Origin of the sequence: Burkholderia sp. S171 (genome assembly GCF_009766085.1) — a bacterium.
Classification (GTDB): Bacteria; Pseudomonadota; Gammaproteobacteria; order Burkholderiales; family Burkholderiaceae; genus Caballeronia.
Genome location: NZ_LMUF01000004.1, coordinates 99136 through 120559 on the forward strand (window position 1 = coordinate 99136; position 21424 = coordinate 120559).

Below are 21424 nucleotides of genomic sequence, written 5' to 3' on the forward strand. Positions count from 1 at the left end.
TGCGGCATGTAATAGAAGTGTAATTATAACGGCGATGGAATTCGGTCGCTTGCCGGCCAAGAGAATTCATCGGCATTCGAGCCGGATTCAGCCTCTAATACACCGCTTTTTGCGCTCAGTCATAACAAATACGAAAAGCTGAAATAACCCGCAGCCGCTTTGCCGACATCAGCTTTATGCGCTGTGCCAATCCGTTCGAGCAGTGAATCCTTCCTCGAACCGCACCGTGAAATAAAAACGTCCTTTCACGAAAACCTGCTTTAATCTAAACCAGTACGCAGCGGTCGATGCGTTAAACACCGCCGCAACGGCCACGACCCAACGCCGCATTCACGCGTCATGACGTGGCTGGCGCGCCGTTGAATTACTCATCTGAAACTTCTCGCCCGGAGTGTTCATGGAGTTCGATGCCGTTTTGCTGTCGCGTTTCCAGTTTGCCTGGGTGATTGCGTTTCACATCTTGCTGCCAGCCTTTACGGTCGGGTTATCGTGTTTTATCGCGACGCTTGAATTGCTGTGGTGGTTAAGCAAGCGGGACGTGTATAGGCGGCTCTCTGCGTTCTGGTTGAAGATATTCGCGGTTTCATTCGGCATGGGCGTGGTGTCGGGGATCGTAATGCCGTTCCAGTTCGGCACCAACTGGAGCCGTTTCACCGATGCCACCGCCAGCGTGATCGGCCCGCTCATGGGCTACGAGGTGCTGACCGCGTTCTTTCTCGAAGCCGCGTTTCTCGGTGTCCTGCTCTTTGGGCGCAAGCTCGTACCGCAATGGGCTCACGTGCTGGCGGCGGTTTTCGTCGCATCCGGCACGGTGATTTCGTCGTTCTGGATTCTCGCGGTGAATAGCTGGATGCAGACACCAGCGGGCTACCGAATTCTTCCCGACGGCCGCTTCGAAGTGACGAGTTTCTTCGACGCCATCTTTACGCCCTCCTTCCCTTACCGCCTCGGCCATACAGTCAGCGCGTTCCTGGTGACGGCCGCGTTCGTGATTCTCGGCGTCGGCGCGCTTTATTTGCGGCAAGGTCGCGCGCTTGAGGAAAGCCGCGTGATGACCAAGATGGCGCTGATCTTTCTCGTGATCATGGTGCCGGTGCAGATGGTTATCGGCGATGCGCATGGTCTCAACACGCTCGAACATCAACCGGCCAAGATCGCTGCGATGGAAGGTCTGTGGAACACCGGTTCGCGCGTGCCCGCTGCTATTTTCGCGATTCCCGACCAGGCCAACCAGCGCAACGATTTCGAAATTTCTATTCCGGTGCTCGGCAGTATTTATCTCACCCACGATCCGAACGGCACGGTGCAAGGCCTGAAAGACTTCCCGCGTGAAGACCGGCCGAACGTGGCGGTCGTGTTCTTCGCATTCCGGATCATGGTCGGTATCGCGTTGCTGATGTTCGCGCTGGTGCTCTCGGGCATCGTGCTGTTCGCACGCGGCAAACTGGAGGCGAGTACGCGCTGGCTGCGATGCGCCACGTATGGCCTGCCACTGGGGTTTATCGCCGTGCTGGCGGGATGGACGACCACCGAAGCCGGCCGCCAGCCGTGGACCGTGTATGGACTGATGCGCACGCGCGATTCGGTCACGCCGTCGCTGACAGCCGCCGATGTCGGGCTCTCGTGGCTGCTCTACGTGCTGGCCTATATCGTGATATTCGGCTCGGGATTCATCCTGCTGCGACGGCTTGTGCGGATTGGCCCCGCCGACGAACACGTCGATACCGATCACGACCTGCTGCAACCGGAAACGCGCGCGGCGCGGCCGTTATCGGCGGCATCGGCCAATGCGTCACCTAGTTCATCGGCTGGCGCATCGGTCAATGCATCGGGCGGCGCAAGCGCGGTCAAACCCGTCGGCCCGGACGACGTCGTCCCCCCTTCCAGGAGATCATGATGCTCGACCTCGTACCGATGTGGGCCGCCATCCTGGCGCTCGCGGTATTCATGTACGTGCTGCTCGACGGCTTCGATCTCGGCGTGGGCATGGTGTTCCTGCTGCGTCGGGACCCCGTCGAACGCCAGTTGATGATCAACTCCGTCGCCCCGGTCTGGGACTTCAACGAAACCTGGCTGATCCTTGGCGGCGGAGGCCTGCTCGCGGTCTTTCCGCTCGCGTTTGCGATCATCGTGCCGGCGGTTTATTTTCCGATCCTGCTGATGCTGCTCGGCTTGATTTTTCGCGGCGTGGCGTTTGAATTCCGCGAAGTGGTGGGCGCGCGCAAGTGGATCTGGGATGGCGCGTTCGGTTACGGCTCGCTGATCGCAACGTTCTCGCAGGGCGTCGTGCTTGGCATGTTCATGCAGGGCTTTCCCATTCATGGGCGCGTATTTGCCGGCACGAGCTGGGACTGGTTTGCACCGTTTCCGCTGCTGACGGGTGTCGGGCTGATTTTTGGCTATGCGCTGCAGGGCACAACTTGGCTCGTTCTTAAAACGGAAGGCGAATTGCAGGAATGGGCACGTGGGATGGCGAAGAAAGTGCTGTTCGGCGTGGTCGCGTTTATCTTGCTGATCAGTATCTGGACGCCGCTGAAGGACGCGCGCATATCGGCACGTTGGTTCAGCTTTCCGAATAGCTTCGTGTTCGCGCCGGTGCCGGTGCTGACGGCGCTGCTGATCTGGACGTTGTGGTCGGCGCTAGAGAAACGCAAGGAAGTGGTCCCGTTCATGTGCTCGATCGGGTTGTTCTTCCTGGCCTTCACCGGTCTGGTGATCAGTCTTTGGCCTTTCATCGCGCCGCCGTCGGTCACGTTGTGGGATGCGTCCACAACACCGCTTTCGCAGCAGTTCCTGTTGATTGGAACGATGTTCCTGCTACCGGTTATCGTGCTTTATGTGGTGTGGTCGTATTGGGTATTTCGCGGCAAGGTCCGCGGCGACATGGGCTATCACATGTAGCGCGCTCGGCAGTGAGTGAGTCAAGCTACGGCCAATGACCGTAGCTTGACTCACTAAACGCAAGTATGAAAAAGCCGCCCGTTACAAAGTCTGGGCGGCGGCTTTCTCCAAGATCCGGCACCACTTGTGCGCTTCACGGCGGTCCTGCATCGGCAGGTTCCAGCGCGGCTGTGTCGAGTCCTTCACATTCAGCGCGACTTGCCAGCCGGCCGTCGTTGCCGGCGCGCCCGACGCTCCAGATGCGCCCGGCTCCATCCGCGCTCCATGCAGATCCGCAAAAATGTACATGCCGACCTGACCGCCTACCCGCACCTCGCACAAACGCTTGGCCGCCGCGAGCCGCACGCCGCCCCAATCCCGCTTGAGTTCGTGGGTCCAGTCGCCATCGCGGACATTCGGTGCGACTTCCTTCCACCGCAGCCAGAAATACACGGCAATGCTCACCACTATCAGCACCGCGATCACCGCCGCGGCAATCGCAACACTCACACCGAACGCCGCCGATAACGCGTGAAACGACCAGAACGCACCGTAGATCACGGCAACCAGGGCAACGAGCGCAACAATAATCGGCATCGATCAAAACCTTACAGGGCTGGTTACGTTATTGGGTCTTGTGCTTCTCGTTCCAGTCTTTCAGCGCCTGCAGCGTGTTCGCCACGTGCTTGTCGGGCGACAGGCTCGTATATTCATAGATCACGGTACCGTCCGGCGCGATCACGTAGGACACGCGATTGGCCATGGAACTGACCAGCGGCATGGTCGCATCGTATTGCTTGATGATCTTCGCATCGCCGTCGGCGGCAACCGGGAATTTGCTCCGGCACTCGCTCACCGAAAACTTCTTCAACGTGTCGATGTTGTCGTGCGACACGCCAATCACCGTGGCACCGAGGGCTTTGTAGTCATCGACGGCATCAGCGAACTCATGCGCCTCGATCGTGCAACCCTTCGTGAACGCAGCCGGATAGAAATACAGCACGACGGGCCCCTTCTTCAACTCGTCCGCGAGCGAGTACTCATAGACATTGCCGCCAAGCGACGCCTGCGCTGTGAACACCGGCGCGTGATCGCCCGGCTTTAGCGTTGCATAAGCCACCAGCGCGTACACCGCCAACGCGGCGCCCAGCGACACCCCCAGCATTCTCCCAGCAAACTTTCGCTTCATGAGACTCCTCTATTTTCGTGACCCGCGCACGACAGGACAAACAATGGAACAACGCCGCGACAACCCCGCGACAGCCATTAACGCAGCAAACGCAATACCTACAATACCTACTCCACCCGATGCGCACCGAACCACGTAGCCGCCTCGAACTGCAGGTCGGCGAGCACAGCCGGCGTCAACACCTTGAAATCCACGCATGAGCCAATGCTCGAATCCAGCTCCGGCGCATCGCCTCTTTCGGTGGCCTGAGAGAGCCGCAAAAGCCCACCAAGCGGACCTTGGCCATCGACAATCGCAGCACACATTTCTTTCGATAACTTCAGCAGATCCATGATCTCGACCGGCGGCAAATCCACTACCACATGCACGAGCGAAAAGATGCCGGTCATGAAGGCGGCATCGGCGAATTCCTCGCTCGATGGCCACATGACACGCGCCGCCAGTTCCATGAAACGCGCGCGGGTACCGACCAGTTGCACCAGCGGGTCCGAACGCCACGGCAAGTGGCGGCCATCGGCATAGAGCAGCAGCTGGGTCCAGCGCGAAATCTGCCGGGTGCCGGTCGCGGCAATGGCCTCGCGCAATGACGACACCGGCCGGCTCAATTTGAACGCGCTCGAATTGGCTAGCCGCAGCAACTGCACGACCACGTTCGGATTGAGCTTCAGCTCGGCCTCGAGTTCGCTGATATCAGGCTCGCCCGACAGCACGCCCAGAAGACGCAGCAATGCCGTGCGCGACGGATTTGAGCGACGCGTCACTAGCACTTGCGGACGGGCGAAGAAGTAACCCTGGAAGAGGTCGAAGCCGAGCTTGCTAGCTTCTTCGAAGTCCTGATGCGTTTCGATCTTTTCTGCGATCAGGGTCTTGCCATGTTGCTTGAGCGTCGCCGCGAGTTCGGGCAGGTCGGCGCGCTGCGTGGCAAGGAAGTCGACCTTCACGTAATCCACGTAAGGCAACGCTTCGTGCAAGGGTTCGGTGAGCGACACGACGTCGTCGAGGGCGAACTGGAAGCCGGCCGCGCGCAACTGGGCGCAGCGCTTGAAAAGTTTGGCGTCGAAGGTGACGGTCTCGAGAATCTCGAGCACGAAGCGCTCGGGCGGCATGATGTGGACGATGTCGTCGAACAGCAGGTCACGGTTCATGTTCACGAAGCCGCGGTGATCGCCCAGCACCGCCGATAACCCGATCTCGCCAACCGTACGCGCGACAACGTGGGCGGTCGCCTGCACGTCGTCGAAAATACGCGCGCGATTGTCCGGGCTATCGCGAAAGAGCAGTTCGTAGGCATGCAGCGCACCGCTGCGATCGATGATCGGCTGGCGGCCGAGATAGACGCTTTCCGGCTCGCGAAGAACGGGCGCGGCAAGCTCCGCTGCGTCCTTCGGCGCCGCCGCAGGGCTGTCCGCGGCGTTGCGCGCGGCGCGCCGGGTCGGGTTCCGATCAACCGGCGGCATGGTCGGACCTGCTGCGTTCGCACGAGCACTTGGGCTCGATGCAATGGACGGCCATTGCCGAGATATCGTGCGGCATGACGCACGACATGACGCGTGCGTTCAGCGTGTTCAATACGCCTGGCTTCAGGGCCGGCTCCGGCAATCGGCTTGGGGACGCGATCATGGCGTGCAGCAATGGAACGGTGTTGACTGAATGGCGACCAGACAGCGGTTAGCTCAAACGATTAGCTTGAGAGGTTGGCCTAAGGGCCAGCTACGGGTCAGCTAAGGATTCAACTTACGGACTTAACTTACGGACTTAACTTACAAACACAAAGAGCGCAATGAGCGGTCGGACAGCGGCCAGACGATAGCTCACCACCACGCTCCGCGCACCAACTGACCGGTTCAGCATTTGTAACTATCAAGCCGCACTCTACCCCAAATCGTGATGTCGACAAATTGCGTGAAACCCGCCGGGGCCGTGGCTCTCGGGCGCTCTGCTATTCCTCTAAAGAATTTCGGGGCACAACCGTTAACTTGCAAAGAACGCGTCCGAGTCGCGGTTACCGAATTTTTCGGTGGCTCACGCCCGTATCGCCGCACCATCACCAGCAGATGCCCGATGCAGCGCGCTTGGCCGGACAGCGTGCGCCGCGCCTCTACCGGCCCGGTGCGCAATCAGACAGGCTATAAACCGAAACATGCCAGTAAAACGGATCACCGCCCAGCGCTTGAATGCATGGATCGCCCTAGCCGGCCAAACCAGCGCCACCGTGCGCGCGACGATCAGGACGTTGATCGCGACCACGTTCCCAAGCGGCGTCGTCAGGTTCGCTACAGTGGAAGCCACGCCTGCGCCCGTGCTGGCCACGGGTGGCCGTGACCCCCTTCTGCCCCTGCCCATGCCGCTCACCCTGCCCGGATCGACGTCGCAGGCTGCACGGGGGAAGAAAGCAGGACGGACCGTCGCAGCTTCGCCTTCGCCCGCGCCGCTTCATCTATTGCATCCTCCAGCGGTCAATGAAGCTGAGCGCGCCCCAAGCGCCGGCTCGGAAGCCACCGAAGCCACCCTCGCCGCGGTCGATTTCGTGGCGCAAGTGGATGCCTCGCTGCGGTTTTGCTATGTATCGGCGAGAAGCATCGAGTTCCTGGGTTATCACCGCGACTACCTGAGCTCGCTGACGTTGCATGAGCTAGTGCCTTCGCATGAAATCGATGAACTCGATGCGCTCGTCGCGCGTGCACAACAAAGCGGCAAGCTGGAGACCGCGACGCTGCATCTGCTGAAATCCCTGACCACGCCAATCCTCGTTGAACTGCGGATCCTCGCCACGCACCCGCCGGATCGGCCCGGCTTCGCGCTCGCCGCATTTGAGGTCTCGCACTGGCGTGACCGCGAAACCGCCCTGCAGCACAAGCTGCATCACGATCCGCTGACCGGCCTCGAGAATCTGACCGCGCTGAAAAGCGCGATCGATACCGCCGAGGCCGAGGCCGTTCATACGCACACGCACGCGGCGTTGCTGCTGGTGGATATCGACGACTTCCAGCGCATCAATCGCGCGCTTGGCTACGACGCTGGCGACGACATGCTGCGCGAGACCGCTCGCCGCATCCAGCATGCAGCACGTGCCGGCGAGCGTGTGACACGCGTCGCCAGCGACGAGTTCGCCGTGCTGTTGTCGGCCGGCACCTCGGCCGAAGCAGCCTCGGCGGCCGAAGACGTCGCGCGACGGGTGTTGAGCGCGATTGCGCAACCCTACCGGTATCGCGGACAACATACGCATTTGTCGGCGAGCATAGGCGCTGCCATCTTCCCCGACGCGGTCGAGCAAGCCAGCAACAGCCTGCTGCGCATGGCCGACCATGGACTGGCGCAGGCGAAGACCTCAGGCGGCAATATTGTCGTGTTCCATGTCCCCGACGACGACCCCCGCAACGCCGAGCGCCTTAACCTGGAAGCCGATCTTTACGAAGGCGTGCGCAACGGCGAGTTTTCGCTCCACTTCCAGCCGATCACCGAAAGCCGCGGCGGCGGCGTGGTTGGCGTCGAAGCGCTGATCCGCTGGCAGCATCCGGTACACGGCCTCGTTCCCCCGACAGCGTTCATTCCGCTCGCGGAATCGATCGGCCTGATCAACTATCTTGGCAACTGGGTGCTCAAGGCTGCGTGCATGCAATTGGTGCAGTGGGACCTCGAAGGTTTCGTGCTGGATTACGTTTCGGTGAACGTCTCGCCGCAGCAATTCCGCGACAAGCGTTTTACGCAGAATGTGCAAGAGGCGCTGCAGCTGACAGGGCTCGACCCGCGCCGGCTCGTGTTCGAAATCACGGAAAGCCTGCTGATGCATGATCCGGAAGAAGCGACCCGCCTGCTTGAAACGCTGGCGGCGCTGGGCATTGCCTTCGCCGTCGATGACTTCGGCACCGGCTATTCCAGCCTTTCTTATCTGCAGCGCTTCCCGCTGTCGAAGCTGAAGATCGATCGCAGCTTCATCGAAAACCTGCTGACCTCGCGCAACAACCAGGCAATCGTGGCTGCGGTCGTGGGCCTGGCAAAATCGCTGGGGCTGGAACTGGTGGCGGAAGGTGTGGAGACAGAGGCGCAGCGCGAACTGTTGATTGAGATGGGCTGTGACCAGATCCAGGGCTGGCTGATCAGCAAGGCCCTGCCCGCCGGTGACCTGATGCGTTGCTTTCAGGATAAAACGCTCTTTCTCCAGGCGCCTTTATAAGATACCGTCACGTTTTTGCGTCGGCAGGGCCAAAGACGGGGGCTATTGCAGCGTTTCATTGATGGTCTGCTGTAAAGCTTCCGCGTCACCGCGCCGTTATAGTGTCATGCAGGACTTGTGCAGGATTTATGCAGACTTATTTCCGCGCATTACACTTCGACCCAGGTCGACGATTCAAGACGCGCCGGGCACCCGGTCCGGAACGTGTAAGGCATTGACACCAATCGCATGGCAAGCAACTCCAAAGCCGAATTACTGGACAAGCTGTGGGCCCGCATGAGCGAGCGCGGAGACTTTCCGATGCTCTCCCAGGCTCTGCGCACCACTGTGTCCGCAATGAGCGACGACGACCTGGACTTCACCGCCCTGGTCCAGGTCGTTCTGTCCGACTTCGGCCTCACGCAGAAGGTGTTGCGCCTCGCCAACTCCGCGATGTACATCTCGTTTGGCGGCAACATCACCACGGTAACCCGCGCGCTGATGGTGCTCGGCATGGACGCGGTCGGCCACCTGGTGGTCGGGCTGAAGCTGGTCGATCACTTTCATCAAAGCGCGCCACGGCGCATCGACGCCAAACTCGAACTGAACCGCACGCTGCTGTCTGGCACCGTTGCGCGGCAAGTGACTGAGCACAGCGAGTTCCGGGCGTCGGAAGAAGCCGTGGTCTGCACGCTGATGCGCCAGATCGGCAAGCTGCTGGTGGCGTTCTATCTTGAGACCGAGTGGGATCAGTTGCGCCGCAAGGCCACGGCCGAGCATATTAGCGACAGCCTCGCGTGCAGCACCTTGCTCGGCGTCACCTTCGAGGAAATCGGCATGGAAGCCGCGGACCGCTGGCGCCTGCCGGAGACTATCCGCACCGGCATGCTGACGCGCGACCCGCTCGCCCCGATCGATGAAAAAACGCCGCGCCATGTGCGCTGGCTGCAGGCGGTCACCAACTATTCCACCGAAGTCGCCGATGCGCTCACCGCGCAGCATGTCGACGAGATGCATCGCGAGACATCGCTGGTGGACATCGCGAACCGCTACAGCCGCGCGTTGCTAACCGATGCCGCCACGCTCGCCGCGATGAGTCTCGCGCTCGCGAACGAGGACTCAAACGACGGCGTGATGCGGGAGATCGTGGAACTGCGCGCGGACGCCGATGCCATCGCGCGCGCGGGGTTATCGGCGGAAGCGCGGATTGCCGCGGGGCTTGAAGACTTGCGCTCGCTGCCGTCGAAGAACGCGCTGAGCGCGGTGCTTGCGCTGGCCTCGGAAGCGGTGCTGGCCGGGCTCGCGTTTTCGCGCACGGTGGTATTCGTGCGCCAGTCCAACAATGAGTTCCACGCGCGGCTCGGACTGGGGGCGGGCGTGGAGAATTTGCTGCCGTCGCTGACATTTCCCGCGGCGTTCGAGCCTGACGTGTTCCACTTGGCGATATCGAACCCGGTCGGGATTTTTATCGAGAATGCTCGCGATCCGCGGATTGAAGCCCGCTTGCCGCGCTGGTTCAAACCATCATTCGGCGACGCGCACGCGTTCGTGCTGCTGCCCGTGAAGGCGAACGGCTCGACCGTCGCCATGCTTTACGGCGACTGGACACAAGCACAGAACGTACGCAAGATCACGCCGCCGGAAATGGCCGCGCTGAATGAACTCATGCGCGAATTGAGTCGTTTTTTTTCTAATGCGGACTGGAAGGAAGTGGAGTTGCTTTAGCGTTTTTGGCGCTTCAACGGTCGCGCTGCCGATTCATGATCACAAACCGGCAACGCGACGGCGAACGGCCTCTCCTCACTCCCGCCAGAGTATCGCCACCGCCTGATCGCCGTACTCCACGATATACCCGCCATGCTCGCGCTGCCATTCACGCGCGGCGTCGGCGCCGGCAAACCACACTTTCTCGTAGTCGCCGAAAGCGCCCGCATCGAAGCGGTATCGGTCGATGATGGCGGGCTCTCGCGTGTCGAGCACCGGCTTGCAGGCGTCCCAACCGAAATGACCCAGCTCGACGGCCAGCATGTTCAATACGTGCTTGAGCTGAACCTCGGTGCGCGTTTTGTGAAGCTCCGCGAGTGTATCGGCACGGGTGACGCCCGCGGCCAGCAAGCGGCGCACGACGGGCATCGCCGTGCTTGTATTGTCCGCGTGAGCGCGACGAAGCAAGCGGCGCGCGTGGCGTCGAAGAAATTCGGTGTTGGTGAGTTCGGAATTGGCAAAGCTGGGACAGGATGTTGACCACATGACGTTTCTCCTTGTTGCGCCGTTCTCGCTGCGGCTAAAGGTTCAACGTTGCGGTTTATCCATGTGAAGCGATAACGCGTGACAGGTGTTTTCACTTTCGCGAGACCGGGCGCCCTGCCGCACCCGTCGCGAATTCTAGAACAAAGGCTTGCGGTTCTGCAAGCCTGCATTCGTCGATTAACGTGCACACCGCGTTACATCACGCGAGTTGAAACTTGCCGACCAGTTGTTTCAATGCATGCGCCTGATCGTCCAGCGACTGCGCCGCGGCGGCCGCCTGCTCGACCAGTGCCGCATTCTGCTGCGTACCCGCGTCCATTTGCGTCACGGCGAGATTGATTTCCTCGATACCGCTGCTTTGCTCCGCCGAAGCCGCCGAAATCTCGCCCATGATGTCCGTCACGCGCTTGACTGCCTTCACGACCTCTTCCATCGTCGCGCCGGCTTCGTGCGCGAAGGTCGAGCCATCGGAAACACGCGCCACCGACGTGTGGATCAAGCCCTTGATCTCCTTCGCCGCCGCTGACGAACGTTGAGCAAGATTGCGCACTTCGCCTGCGACGACTGCAAATCCACGGCCCTCTTCGCCCGCCCGCGCCGCTTCGACGGCCGCATTGAGCGCGAGAATGTTCGTCTGGAACGCGATGCCTTCGATCACCCCGATGATGTCGCCAATACTCTTTGCGCTCGCGTTGATCTGTTCCATTGTCGCGACCACGCGCCCGACCACCACGCCACCCTTCTCCGCAATCTCCGACGCGTTGTAAGCCAGCGAGCTCGCCTGCTTCGCGTTCTCGGCGTTCTGGCGTACGGTGGATGTCAACTCCTCCATGCTCGATGCCGTCTTTTCCAGCGCGACGGCCTGTTGCTCCGTGCGCTGCGACAAGTCCACGTTGCCCTGCGAGATTTCGCTGGACGCCGACGCAATTGCTTCCGCGCTGGCCGCGATTTCGCCGACCGTCGTCGATAAATCCTTCTGCATGCCGGAGAGCGCGTGAAGCATGCTGGTGTTGTCGCGCTTTGCGATCGAGATGCGGTTCGACAGGTCGCCCGCCGCGATCCGGCTTGCAATTTCCATGGCGTAGACCGGTTCGCCGCCGAGCTGCTTCGCCAGTCGCCGCACAACCCATTCGCTCACCGCGAGCGCCAGCACGATCAGCCCGAGCGTCAGCAGCGCCACCATCACAAACGACTCGTGATAAATGGAAGCCGCCGAGTCGATCGTCGCCTTGGCCGCCGCGCCACGCTGTTCAATCAGCGCATTCACGAGCTTTTCCAGCTTGGCGGTTGCCACCAGCAGCGAGACGTCCATGATGCCGACCTGCCAGTTCATCTGCGACAGGTCGAGCGGTTGTTCCTTCACCAGCTTGACGAAGGTCCGTAGATCAGTGCTCCACGCGCCAACGGCCGTCGCCAGGCGCTTCTGGTCACCGGTCGGGTCCGCATAGTTTTGCAGGTTATGTTGCTCGCGGCCGATATCAGCGAGCGCATGTTCGATGTCCGTACCCAGCTCGTCGCGCTCTTTCGCGGTGGTCGCGGTGAGCAGCATCTTTTGCGAGCGGCTCGCGCGCAGCACGGCGCTGCGCAGTTCTTCAACGTCCCGGCTGGCGACATACCCCTCGCGATAGATGGTTTCCGTCGACCCATTGAGACGGCTGATCTGCGTCAGCGCAATCACGCCGATAACCAACGTACCGACCAGCAACAACGCGAACGCGAGGCGAAGCGACGCCTTGACCGACAACGAACGGCCGCTTGTGCCGGTGATCTTGGCCATCGCCCGGGAGGCGGCCTTGGCGCCGCCGTCAGGAATAAATCCAGCGCCGGGATTGCCCCGTAGCGAAAACGGTTTCATCTATTGAATTCCCCAGTTTTGATTGGCATCGCACGGCCTGCTTCTTGGGCGGGCCACACGGCTACATCAATGGTCTACGGCGGGAAACGGCGCTTCTTTAGATGTGTTTTCCGCACATGTTGCAAACTGATGTCGGTCTCACCAAAAGCGGGCGCCCGGGCTCCACGTGGGGGCAAATTACTGTCCGTTTCGCGACAAATTTTGGCCGGACAATGCGTAGAGGACACATTAAAATTATCACCAGACGGCGCATCCGGTTGCTTTCACGCGCTTCTGACGTGCTGCTGACGTGCTTCTGACCGACCACGAAATACGACGAGAGACAACTTCAAGCCACCATCATGCAGACAAGTATCGATAAAAGCGCGCTCGGCGCCGCCCCCGCCTTGAGCCCTGCCGTTTCGCGAACGGCCTTCTCTGTGCTCGGCGCGATCAGTTTTGCGCATTTGCTCAACGACATGATCCAGTCGCTGATTCTCGCCATTTACCCGATGTTCAAAAGCGAGTTTTCGTTGTCGTTTGGGCAGATCGGCTTGATTACGCTGACTTACCAGATCACGGCGTCGCTGCTGCAGCCGCTGGTCGGCTTATATACCGACAAACATCCGAAACCGTATTCGCTGCCGGTCGGCATGGGTTTTACGCTGTGCGGTTTGTTGCTGATGTCGATGGCCGGAAGCTTTCCGGTATTGCTGGTCGCCGCGGCCCTGGTCGGATGTGGATCGTCAATCTTCCATCCCGAATCTTCGCGAGTGGCGCGGATGGCATCGGGCGGACGTCACGGGCTTGCGCAGTCCGTGTTCCAGGTCGGCGGCAATGCGGGCAGTTCCCTCGGGCCCTTGCTGGCCGCGTTGGTCGTGATGCCGCATGGGCAACGCAGCATTGCGTGGTTCTCGGCTGCGGCGCTCCTCGCCATCTTCGTGCTGGCCAACATTGGCCGCTGGTACCAGCGTCACCCGGCGGTGAAGAAGTCGCGTGCCTCGGCCGCTGTGTCGGCCTTGCCGCGCAATAAAGTCATGCTCGCCATGACGGTCCTGATGTTGCTTGTGTTTTCGAAGTACTTTTATCTCGCCAGCATCAGCAGCTACTTCACGTTTTACCTGATCAGCAAGTTTCATTTGCCGGTGGAAATCGCACAGGTCCATTTGTTCTGGTTTCTCGCAGCCGTGGCGGTGGGCACGATCGTGGGCGGTCCGGTAGGCGACAGGATCGGCCGCAAGGTTGTGATCTGGGTATCCATTCTGGGCGTCGCGCCGTTCACGCTGATGCTGCCGTTTGCGAACCTGTTCTGGACCGGCGTGTTGTCAGTGGTGATCGGGCTGATCCTGGCTTCCGCGTTCTCGGCCATCCTGGTTTATGCAACCGAGCTGATTCCCGGCAAGGTCGGCATGGTCGCGGGATTGTTCTTCGGCTTTGCGTTCGGCATGGGCGGCATCGGCGCAGCAGTCCTCGGCCATCTGGCTGACGCGACGAGCATCGATTATGTCTATAAGGTTTGTTCGTTCCTGCCGCTGATCGGAGTCCTGACGATCCTGCTGCCAAATACCCGGGATGCGAAGGACAAAACGGTAACGGCAAAAGCGTGATGATCACGGTCATGTGAGCAGAACACACATCCGACCGGCGAACGCACAACTCTAAAACGAGTTTTCGTGTCGACGTTCCAGGAGCCCCACAAGGTTGTCACTTGACAACCTTGTGGGGCTCCTCTAATATGGGGCTAACGATGACTCGATCACAGCATCAGAAGAAGGAAATTGAAGAAGCATTGCGGCACGCCGAAACGCATGGCTGGCGCGTCGAACAAGGAGGGAGCCATGCGTGGGGACGGATTTATTGTCCATTCAACGCGGCTGAGTGCCGCTGCGGCGAGTTTTGTATTACCAGTGTGTGGAGCACGCCGAAAAACGCGGTGAATCATGCGCGAGCCATCAAGCGCGTGGTCGACAACTGCACGCTTCAGGCAGGTAAAGTTCCGGACAATCAGCGGTACCCATTAAGGTAACACCATGGAATACACGTTCACATTGAAGTACCGGTTGTCGGAAAACGCCTGCGATCACGAAGCGTTGATCGGACGTCTGGGTGCCGCAGGATGCGACGACGCATTGATCGGCGTAGGTCAGCCGGGTCGGATTGCACTGGCATTTACGCGTGAAGCAGACAGCGCGCAAGCAGCATTGACGAGCGCATTGAAGGACGTCAAGTCGGCCGTTCCGAGCGCCACTCTGGTGGAGGCTTCACCGGATTTTGTCGGCCTGACCGACGTCGCCGACGCAATCGGCGTAACGCGTCAGAACATGCGCAAGTTAATGCTCACGAACGCGGATACGTTTCCTTCGCCGGTGCACGAAGGCAGCACCGCAATATGGCATCTGGCGGAAGTCATGGACTGGCTTAAGGCCAAAGGCACGTATCAGCTTGAACAAGCGGTTCACGAAATTGCTGAGACGACCATGCAAGTCAATCTCACGAAAGAGACGCAGCGACTCACGCCCCGGGCGGAGCGTGAGTTGCGGGCTTTGGTGAAGTAACGGGAATAACCGCTACTGCCGCGCCAAAGCCTCCTTCACCTGGAGCAGCGCCCCGGCATCCTCGATCATCGGCAGATCGCCGGGGTCGCGCCCTTCTGCCAACGCCGCAATTGCCCGTCGTAGTAACTTGCCCGACCGAGTCTTCGGCAGCATCGCCAGGAAATGGACTCTCGCGGGACGGGCGATCGCACCCAAATGCGCATCCACGCTTCGACAAAGTTCACCTTCAAGCGCTTCACGCGCGCCCTCTGCGTCCAAGGCCTGGGCATCGCGTAAAACGACGAAGGCCAGTGCCACTTGCCCTTTCACGGAATCGGCCACGCCCACCACCGCCACTTCAGCCACGGCCCGGTGACTGCTTAACGCCTCCTCTATCTCACGCGTGCCCAGCCTGTGCCCCGCCACGTTGATCACGTCGTCAGTACGGCCGAGGATGGATACGTAGCCGTCTTCGTCGGTCACGCCCCAGTCGAAGGTCGAATAGAGTTGCTGCCCCGGCACGCTTTCCCAGTAAGTCTTGATGAAGCGTGAATCGTCGCCCCATACCGTCTGCATGCAACCCGGCGGCAACGGATAATCGAGCGCAATCACGCCCTTCTCACCCGGTGCACAGATTTCACCCGTCGCCTCGTTTCGCACGGTCAATGCAAAGCCCATCGAAGGCACGCCCGGCGATCCTAGCTTCGGCGGCAACGCTTCAATACCGCGTGGGATCGCGATCATCGGCCAGCCGGTTTCGGTCTGCCAGTAGTTATCGACGACCGGCTTTTTCAGTGCGCCCTGGATCCACTGCGCGGTGGGTTCATCCAGCGGCTCGCCGGCCAGAAACAACGTGCGCAGACTCGATAAATCCGCTTGCTCCATCAGCTTCGGATCCTGTTTTTTGAGCACGCGCAACGCGGTCGGCGCGGTGAACATCAGGTTGATCTTGTGCTGCTCGATGATCCGCCACCAGATACCGCCATCGGGGCGAATCGGCGTGCCTTCGTACATGACCGTTGTCAGGCCGGCGATCAGCGGTGCATAAATAATGTAGCTGTGCCCGACCACCCAGCCCACGTCCGACGCGGTCCACATGGTGTCCCCGGGCTTGCCCTGGAAGATATGTTCCATCGATGCCGCCAGCGCCACCGCGTACCCGCCCACGTCGCGTTGCACGCCCTTCGGCTTGCCGGTCGTCCCCGACGTATAGAGCACGTACGACGGTTCGTTCGATTCGAGCCAGACGCACGGGACGTGGGCATCGAAGAACTGTTCACGCAACGGTTCGTAGGACACCAGATACGGTGCTTGCAACCTTTCCGGCGCAAGCTGGCGGTCGATCAGCAATACCTTCGGGACTTTATGCGTGGCGCGCGCGAGCGCTTCGTCCACAAGCGGCGTGTAATCGATCACCTTGCCTGCCCGTGCACCCGCGTCGGCGGTAACGATCAGCACGGGCGTGGCGTCATCAATGCGCGCCGCCAGGCTCGGGGCCGCAAAGCCGCCGAAGACGACCGAATGGATGGCGCCGAGCCGCGCGCAGGCGAGCATCGCGAACAGCGCTTCGGGGATCATCGGCAGATAGATCAGGACGCGCTCGCCCTGTTTCACACCGAGCGAGCGCATGACCGCGGCCATGCGGTTCACTTCGGCGTGCAGTTCGGCATAGGTGTAGCGGCGCTCGATGCCGGTTTCCGTCGACACATACACCAGCGCATTTTGCTGAGCGCGTGCGGCGAGATGCCGGTCGACGGCGTTGTAGCAAAGATTGGTTTTACCGCCGACAAACCAGCGCGCGAACGGCGGATTGCTGCGATCAAGCACCTGCTCAAACGGCGTTTCCCAATGGATGCGCCGCGCCTGTTCGCCCCAGAACGATTCCGGATCGTCGATCGAACGGCGATGAGCTTCACGATAAGTCGGCATTCGGACCCCTGTCTGAACCTTTGTCTGGTAGCGGAACGCCACGCCTGAATCAGCGTCAGGCGACAAGCGAATTGCTCCTGAGCATAGTTCAGGCCGTGAGGCGCTGCTAGAGAGGGACGGCCCTGAGTCGACTGCCGGGTGACCGGTTTTGCCACGTGACGTCACCCGCCATCATTTCAACAAAGACCGCGATGCGCCGTTATGGCATCTGCAAGCGCGGCTTATCGGTGGATCGGGATTTCTCCAGATCGCTTGCTGAATGCTTGAGCAGCACGGGCGCGAGTTCGCCCGCCACCCGCATGCTGGACACCACAACCAAACGCACGCCGCCGCCCTGCGTCGCGGCGCGCACAGCTTCCCGCGTCGATGCCCGCGCTTCTATCCTCGGCTCTATCACAATGAATCCCCGGCAAAAAAGGGCGAGAGCGTCCCGGTGGGAACGTAGCCATGCGCTTCGGAGGCGCGTGTCATCGGCGGTTTCATCGGCGTCATGATCCGACACGATCACAAACGGCGTTTTCAACGATAACAACCGCTGCATCTCTGCGCCCCAGCCGAACGCGTAGCCCGCCTGCACCGCGCGTCGACGCAAACGCACGAGCGGAAAGCGGCTGGCGTCGTGCATGCGCTGATCGGGAATACCGAATGCGTCGGACGCATCGATAACGATGGCGGAGCTAATGGACTTGGCCAAGGGAGTTGGGGTAGCAATCACAGCGGTCTCGTACTCCAGAAATTCATGGCTAATGCAAGGTTTGCGACTATCGGACGACGTGAAAACCGGGGTCGCCGGGGCTGCTTCGCGATGTCGCTGATATCGCCGGTGGGTTGCGCTACTTCGGCGAGCCATGCGCGGCGCGTGGTCTCGATCACCTGTGCGGTGGTCGCGGACATTGCGCGCTGTGCCCGGCTGGAGTCGGGCGTCGTTTCGGTCATGCGGACCTCCTGTCGTCTCGAACATTGTAATTGCGAATCATTCTCAATTACAAGAGAGATTTTTGGGGAGCGAGTCGAGGGGCGATAGAAGAGATGCGGATGATGAAGACGCACGTGGGGAGAGGCGGCACGGGTGGCCCGCCACGCAGATAAGCTCGCGACAAATTCGCTGTTACTTTCTGAGTGTAGAAAGGAGACAGATCGCGCCGCTGGGCTTGGAAAATTCCCAGACGCTAAAGACGACGGTTTTCAGGAAGAGAAGACGCGCGTCGCCTATGCAAGCTCACGCGGCGGAGACAGTCGCCGAATTCCCGCCGAAAGTGGATGCTCAAGAAGGACTACGTACGTCGCCTATGGAAGCCCACACGGCCAGAAACCGCCGCAAGATTCCCGACGAATAGGTTCCACCGAGCGCATGCAGGAACTCGAGGAAGGATTCGGGCGCGTCGGCATCGGCGGTATCCGAGACCGTGCGCACAACCGAGCATGCAACACCGTGCTCGAAACATACTTGCGCGAGCGCCGCGCCTTCCATCTCGACCGCCAGCGCGTCAGGCAACGCTGCGCGCAGCGCATCCACCTCGGCATGACTCGATACAAACCGGTCCCCGCTCACGATCAGCCCGCGATGCAACCGTGGCGGGTGCACACCAAAACGCGCCTCCAGCGTAGCGTGTTCATCGGCGAGGAATGCTCTGCATGCTTCTGCCAGCGCGCTATTCAGCGTGGCATCGCCGGGAAAGCGCGCCATGCCGAGCAATGGCACTTCAAAGCGCGGAAATAGCGGCGACGCGTCGAGATCGTGCTGCATCAGTGTTTCACCAATCACGATATCGCCAACACGCACGTCTTTCCGGACGCCGCCAGCGACGCCGGTGAACACAATGGCATTCACGCCGAACACGTGGATCAACGCGCTCGCGGTCGCCGCTGCGGCCACTTTTCCGACGCGCGCGAGCGTCACGACGCACGGCACGCCATGCGCGATGCCGACGTGATATTCGCGCCGGCCGATGGTCTCGGTACGCACGTCACCGCCCACGCGCATCGATTCGATCAGGTCGCCCAGTTCCTGCGGCAACGCGGCCATGATGCCGAGACGTCTCACGCTCGCGGTCATTCCACCGCCTGCAACTTCGCGACCGCCAGCGCGAGCCACTTCTCGCCGTGTCGCTTGAAGCGCACGTGTGCACGGGCATCGGCGCCTGCACCTTCAAGCCCGATCACCGTGCCTTCGCCAAACTTGTTGTGAAACACGGCCTGACCGACCTTGAAACCGGTGTCGGCGGCGCGCTGGCTGTTGGCGAACGCGGGCAGTGGCTTGCCGGCATCCGGATCGGCATACGCGGCGCGTTCCTTGTCGGGCTTGGCGAACCAGTCGCGGCCCCAGCCGGCGTTATCTGCTCGGCCGCCCCATCGCGCGCCCGCCTCCATCTTGGGTGTCAGCCACTTGAGCGAGCCTTCCGGGAGTTCATCGAAGAAACGGGAACGAATGTTGTAGCGCGTCTGGCCATGCAACATCCGGCTTTGCGCAAACGACAAATACAGCCGCTCCTTCGCGCGCGTGATCGCCACGTACGCCAGTCGCCGTTCCTCTTCGAGTCCGTCGGTTTCCTGCGCGCTGTTCTCGTGCGGGAACAGGCCTTCTTCCAGGCCCGTGATAAACACCGCCATGAATTCAAGGCCCTTGGCTGCGTGCACCGTCATCAGTTGCACGGCGTCCTGACCGGCTTGCGCCTGGTTATCGCCGGCTTCGAGCGATGCGTGCGACAGGAACCCGGCCAGCGGCGTCATGGTGTCGGGATTTTGCGCAGGATCGGCGGGGCTTTCCGGGTCGAGCACATCGACTGACGGATCGTCGGTCGCCAAGCCGATTTCCGGCGCGTTCGTCGCGCCCGGACGAAGCGGAATGGAGCGCGCGGGGGTATCGAGCCCGTAGCCCTCCTCCTGCACGAACGCCGCAGCGGCGTTCACCACTTCCTGCAAGTTCTCCAGCCGGTCCTGACCCTCGCGCTCGTTCTCGTAATGCGTGGCGAGACCACTTGCGCGAACCACGTATTCCACCGTTTCCGGCAGGCTCATCTGCTGCGTTTCGGCGCGCATCTTGGCGATCAGTTGCGCAAACGCGCCGATGCTCGAACCCGCCTTGCCCATCACGTAAGGAACGGCGGCAGCCATCGAACAGTTGTGGAGGCGCGCGGCGTCGGCCAGTTGCTCGATCGACCTTGCACCAATGCCACGCGTCGGAAAATTCACGACGCGGGCGAACGCGGTGTCGTCGTTCGGGTTGTCGATCAGGCGCAGATACGCCAGCGCGTGCTTCACTTCCTGGCGTTCGAAGAACCGCAAGCCGCCATACACGCGATACGCAATGCCCGCGTTCACCAGCGTGTGTTCGATGGTTCGCGACTGCGCGTTGCTTCTATACAGGATGGCGATTTCGCCGCGCGCCGAGCCGGCATGGATCATCGCCTTGATCTCCTCGACGATCCACGCCGCCTCCTGCGTATCGGTCGCGGCCTCGTACACGCGCACGGGTTCGCCGTGACCGGCGTCGGTGCGAAGATTCTTGCCGAGGCGCCGCGAATTCTTGGCGATCAGGAAGTTGGCGGTATCGAGAATATGACCGTGCGAGCGATAGTTCTGCTCCAGCTTGATCATGTTGCGCACGTGGTACTCGCGCTCGAAGTCGTGCATGTTGCCGACGTTCGCGCCACGAAATGCGTAGATGGACTGATCGTCGTCGCCGACTGCGAAGATGGCGTTGTGCTCGCCAGCCAGCATTTTCAGCCACGCGTATTGCAGCTTGTTCGTGTCCTGGAATTCATCGACGAGGATGTTGCGAAAGCGCGCCTGATAGTGCGCGCGCAGCGGCGGATTGTGCGCGAGCAATTCGTAGCAGCGCAGCAGCAGTTCGGGGAAATCGACCACGCCTTCGCGCTGGCATTGCTGCTCGTAGGCTGCGTACAGCTCGACGAACTTCATGTTGAAGGAATCGGTCGCGTCGACATCTTTCGGGCGCAGGCCTTGTTCCTTGGCGTTGTTGATGAAGTACTGGAGATTTTTAGCCGGATATTTCTCATCGTCGATATTCAGGCCCTTCATCAGGCGCTTGATTGCCGACAACTGGTCCGCTGTATCGAGGATCTGGAACGTCTGGGGGAGGCCTGCGTCGCGGAAATGGGCGCGCAGCATGCGGTTGCAGAGGCCGTGAAAGGTGCCGATCCACATGCCGCGGGTGTCGATGGGCATCATCGCGGTCAGGCGCGCCATCATTTCCTTGGCGGCCTTGTTCGTGAAGGTGACGGCGAGAATGGTCGTGGGCGAGGCGAACCCCTGCTGGATCAGCCAGGCGATACGCGTGATGAGTACGCGCGTCTTGCCGCTGCCCGCGCCCGCGAGGATAAGCGCCGGCTCGTTCGGCAGCGTGACGGCGGCGAGTTGTTCAGGGTTCAGATTGGCGAGCAGATCGGGCATGAGGGGAGTTTTCCGGTGGGATGGGTATTATAAATCGAGCGGGGATGGTCGGCGGCGGTTAGGGTGGGGGGTAGTGGTCAGGGGTCGTTAGTGGTCGGGGTTGATGCCGGGTTGCTGCTTTCCAAGTCTTCGCGCATTCCCTTCTGGCTGATTTTTTTCGCGCTGTTAGCCACTGCGCGTGGCGGCGCGTCATTTCTGATATGACTTTCCGTGTCAAGCGGTGTTGTTCAGGTTTTAATTTC

At 60.9% G+C, this 21424-nt stretch carries 18 protein-coding genes; 8 read left to right on the top strand and 10 right to left on the bottom strand.

Annotated features, from left to right (window positions below):
* The first annotated feature begins 397 nt into the window (after positions 1-397).
* Positions 398-1897, top strand: a complete 1500-nt coding sequence (locus tag GSQ93_RS01450) for a cytochrome ubiquinol oxidase subunit I (RefSeq protein WP_158933913.1) — start codon at positions 398-400, stop codon at positions 1895-1897.
* Positions 1894-2901: a cytochrome d ubiquinol oxidase subunit II gene (gene cydB, locus GSQ93_RS01455; protein ID WP_174254566.1), complete on the top strand. Its 1008-nt coding sequence runs from the start codon at positions 1894-1896 to the stop codon at positions 2899-2901. Before GSQ93_RS01450 ends, cydB begins: the two co-directional genes overlap by 4 nt.
* Before the next feature lie 81 nt (positions 2902-2982).
* Here the strand turns inward: cydB and GSQ93_RS01460 are convergent, their stop codons facing one another.
* From GSQ93_RS01460 to GSQ93_RS01470, 3 genes are all read right to left on the bottom strand, one after another.
* Complete coding sequence (locus GSQ93_RS01460) at positions 2983-3477, bottom strand: hypothetical protein (protein ID WP_158933914.1); 495 nt, start codon at positions 3475-3477, stop codon at positions 2983-2985.
* A 28-nt stretch (positions 3478-3505) separates the two neighbouring features.
* On the bottom strand, positions 3506-4069 hold the full coding sequence (locus tag GSQ93_RS01465) for a peroxiredoxin (protein ID WP_158933915.1): 564 nt from the start codon (positions 4067-4069) through the stop codon (positions 3506-3508).
* A 107-nt stretch (positions 4070-4176) separates the two neighbouring features.
* Complete coding sequence (locus GSQ93_RS01470) at positions 4177-5526, bottom strand: EAL and HDOD domain-containing protein (protein WP_158933916.1); 1350 nt, start codon at positions 5524-5526, stop codon at positions 4177-4179.
* Positions 5527-5564: 38 nt separating this feature from the next.
* Here GSQ93_RS01470 and GSQ93_RS01475 point away from each other — a divergent pair, with 38 nt between their 5' ends.
* The 3 genes from GSQ93_RS01475 (at position 5565) to GSQ93_RS01485 (ending at position 9947) form a co-directional block, all read left to right on the top strand.
* Positions 5565-5741, top strand: a complete 177-nt coding sequence (locus GSQ93_RS01475) for a hypothetical protein (protein ID WP_158933917.1) — start codon at positions 5565-5567, stop codon at positions 5739-5741.
* Positions 5742-6209: 468 nt separating this feature from the next.
* Positions 6210-8243, top strand: a complete 2034-nt coding sequence (locus GSQ93_RS01480; RefSeq protein ID WP_254073708.1) for a bifunctional diguanylate cyclase/phosphodiesterase — start codon at positions 6210-6212, stop codon at positions 8241-8243.
* Between the two features lie 228 nt (positions 8244-8471).
* Positions 8472-9947, top strand: coding sequence for an HDOD domain-containing protein (locus GSQ93_RS01485; RefSeq protein ID WP_158933918.1), 1476 nt, complete (start codon positions 8472-8474; stop codon positions 9945-9947).
* Between the two features lie 75 nt (positions 9948-10022).
* Here GSQ93_RS01485 and GSQ93_RS01490 read toward each other — a convergent pair whose 3' ends face one another.
* Positions 10023-10472: a hypothetical protein gene (locus GSQ93_RS01490; RefSeq protein WP_158933919.1), complete on the bottom strand. Its 450-nt coding sequence runs from the start codon at positions 10470-10472 to the stop codon at positions 10023-10025.
* Positions 10473-10671: 199 nt separating this feature from the next.
* Positions 10672-12327, bottom strand: coding sequence for a methyl-accepting chemotaxis protein (locus GSQ93_RS01495; protein WP_158933920.1), 1656 nt, complete (start codon positions 12325-12327; stop codon positions 10672-10674).
* Between the two features lie 341 nt (positions 12328-12668).
* On the opposite strand from GSQ93_RS01495, the gene GSQ93_RS01500 reads away from it, so the two are divergent.
* The 3 genes from GSQ93_RS01500 (at position 12669) to GSQ93_RS01510 (ending at position 14861) form a co-directional block, all read left to right on the top strand.
* Positions 12669-13913, top strand: a complete 1245-nt coding sequence (locus GSQ93_RS01500; protein WP_158933921.1) for an MFS transporter — start codon at positions 12669-12671, stop codon at positions 13911-13913.
* Positions 13914-14053: 140 nt separating this feature from the next.
* A complete protein-coding gene (locus tag GSQ93_RS01505; RefSeq protein ID WP_158933922.1) occupies positions 14054-14332 on the top strand; it encodes a hypothetical protein in 279 nt (92 codons plus the stop codon).
* 4 nt (positions 14333-14336) lie between these two features.
* Positions 14337-14861, top strand: a complete 525-nt coding sequence (locus tag GSQ93_RS01510) for an AlpA family transcriptional regulator (RefSeq protein ID WP_158933923.1) — start codon at positions 14337-14339, stop codon at positions 14859-14861.
* A gap of 12 nt (positions 14862-14873) precedes the next feature.
* Here GSQ93_RS01510 and GSQ93_RS01515 read toward each other — a convergent pair whose 3' ends face one another.
* The 5 genes from GSQ93_RS01515 to GSQ93_RS01535 all read right to left on the bottom strand — a co-directional run bounded on the left by GSQ93_RS01515 (position 14874) and on the right by GSQ93_RS01535 (position 21182).
* Positions 14874-16811 carry a propionate--CoA ligase gene (locus GSQ93_RS01515; protein ID WP_301952041.1) on the bottom strand — a complete coding sequence of 646 codons (1938 nt, stop codon included), beginning with the start codon at positions 16809-16811 and terminating at the stop codon, positions 14874-14876.
* A 157-nt stretch (positions 16812-16968) separates the two neighbouring features.
* Positions 16969-17484 carry a hypothetical protein gene (locus GSQ93_RS01520; protein WP_254073709.1) on the bottom strand — a complete coding sequence of 172 codons (516 nt, stop codon included), beginning with the start codon at positions 17482-17484 and terminating at the stop codon, positions 16969-16971.
* A complete protein-coding gene (locus tag GSQ93_RS01525) occupies positions 17481-17705 on the bottom strand; it encodes a hypothetical protein (protein ID WP_158933925.1) in 225 nt (74 codons plus the stop codon). Before GSQ93_RS01525 ends, GSQ93_RS01520 begins: the two co-directional genes overlap by 4 nt.
* 328 nt (positions 17706-18033) lie before the next feature.
* The gene (locus GSQ93_RS01530) at positions 18034-18825 is read right to left on the bottom strand and encodes a 5'-methylthioadenosine/adenosylhomocysteine nucleosidase (protein WP_158933926.1); all 792 of its coding nucleotides are present in this window, start codon (positions 18823-18825) and stop codon (positions 18034-18036) included.
* Complete coding sequence (locus GSQ93_RS01535; protein ID WP_158933927.1) at positions 18822-21182, bottom strand: UvrD-helicase domain-containing protein; 2361 nt, start codon at positions 21180-21182, stop codon at positions 18822-18824. Before GSQ93_RS01535 ends, GSQ93_RS01530 begins: the two co-directional genes overlap by 4 nt.
* Between the last annotated feature and the right edge of the window lie 242 nt (positions 21183-21424).

Bases quoted from the DNA above. Each gene is read 5' to 3' on its own strand.
- GSQ93_RS01450 (WP_158933913.1), top strand. From the start codon at position 398: ATGGAGTTCGATGCCGTTTTGCTGTCGCGTTTCCAGTTTGCCTGGGTG.
- cydB (WP_174254566.1), top strand. From the start codon at position 1,894: ATGATGCTCGACCTCGTACCGATGTGGGCCGCCATCCTGGCGCTCGCG.
- GSQ93_RS01460 (WP_158933914.1), bottom strand. From the start codon at position 3,477: ATGCCGATTATTGTTGCGCTCGTTGCCCTGGTTGCCGTGATCTACGGT.
- GSQ93_RS01465 (WP_158933915.1), bottom strand. From the start codon at position 4,069: ATGAAGCGAAAGTTTGCTGGGAGAATGCTGGGGGTGTCGCTGGGCGCC.
- GSQ93_RS01470 (WP_158933916.1), bottom strand. From the start codon at position 5,526: ATGCCGCCGGTTGATCGGAACCCGACCCGGCGCGCCGCGCGCAACGCC.
- GSQ93_RS01475 (WP_158933917.1), top strand. From the start codon at position 5,565: ATGCAATGGACGGCCATTGCCGAGATATCGTGCGGCATGACGCACGAC.
- GSQ93_RS01480 (WP_254073708.1), top strand. From the start codon at position 6,210: ATGCCAGTAAAACGGATCACCGCCCAGCGCTTGAATGCATGGATCGCC.
- GSQ93_RS01485 (WP_158933918.1), top strand. From the start codon at position 8,472: ATGGCAAGCAACTCCAAAGCCGAATTACTGGACAAGCTGTGGGCCCGC.
- GSQ93_RS01490 (WP_158933919.1), bottom strand. From the start codon at position 10,472: ATGTGGTCAACATCCTGTCCCAGCTTTGCCAATTCCGAACTCACCAAC.
- GSQ93_RS01495 (WP_158933920.1), bottom strand. From the start codon at position 12,327: ATGAAACCGTTTTCGCTACGGGGCAATCCCGGCGCTGGATTTATTCCT.
- GSQ93_RS01500 (WP_158933921.1), top strand. From the start codon at position 12,669: ATGCAGACAAGTATCGATAAAAGCGCGCTCGGCGCCGCCCCCGCCTTG.
- GSQ93_RS01505 (WP_158933922.1), top strand. From the start codon at position 14,054: ATGACTCGATCACAGCATCAGAAGAAGGAAATTGAAGAAGCATTGCGG.
- GSQ93_RS01510 (WP_158933923.1), top strand. From the start codon at position 14,337: ATGGAATACACGTTCACATTGAAGTACCGGTTGTCGGAAAACGCCTGC.
- GSQ93_RS01525 (WP_158933925.1), bottom strand. From the start codon at position 17,705: ATGACCGAAACGACGCCCGACTCCAGCCGGGCACAGCGCGCAATGTCC.
- GSQ93_RS01530 (WP_158933926.1), bottom strand. From the start codon at position 18,825: ATGACCGCGAGCGTGAGACGTCTCGGCATCATGGCCGCGTTGCCGCAG.
- GSQ93_RS01535 (WP_158933927.1), bottom strand. From the start codon at position 21,182: ATGCCCGATCTGCTCGCCAATCTGAACCCTGAACAACTCGCCGCCGTC.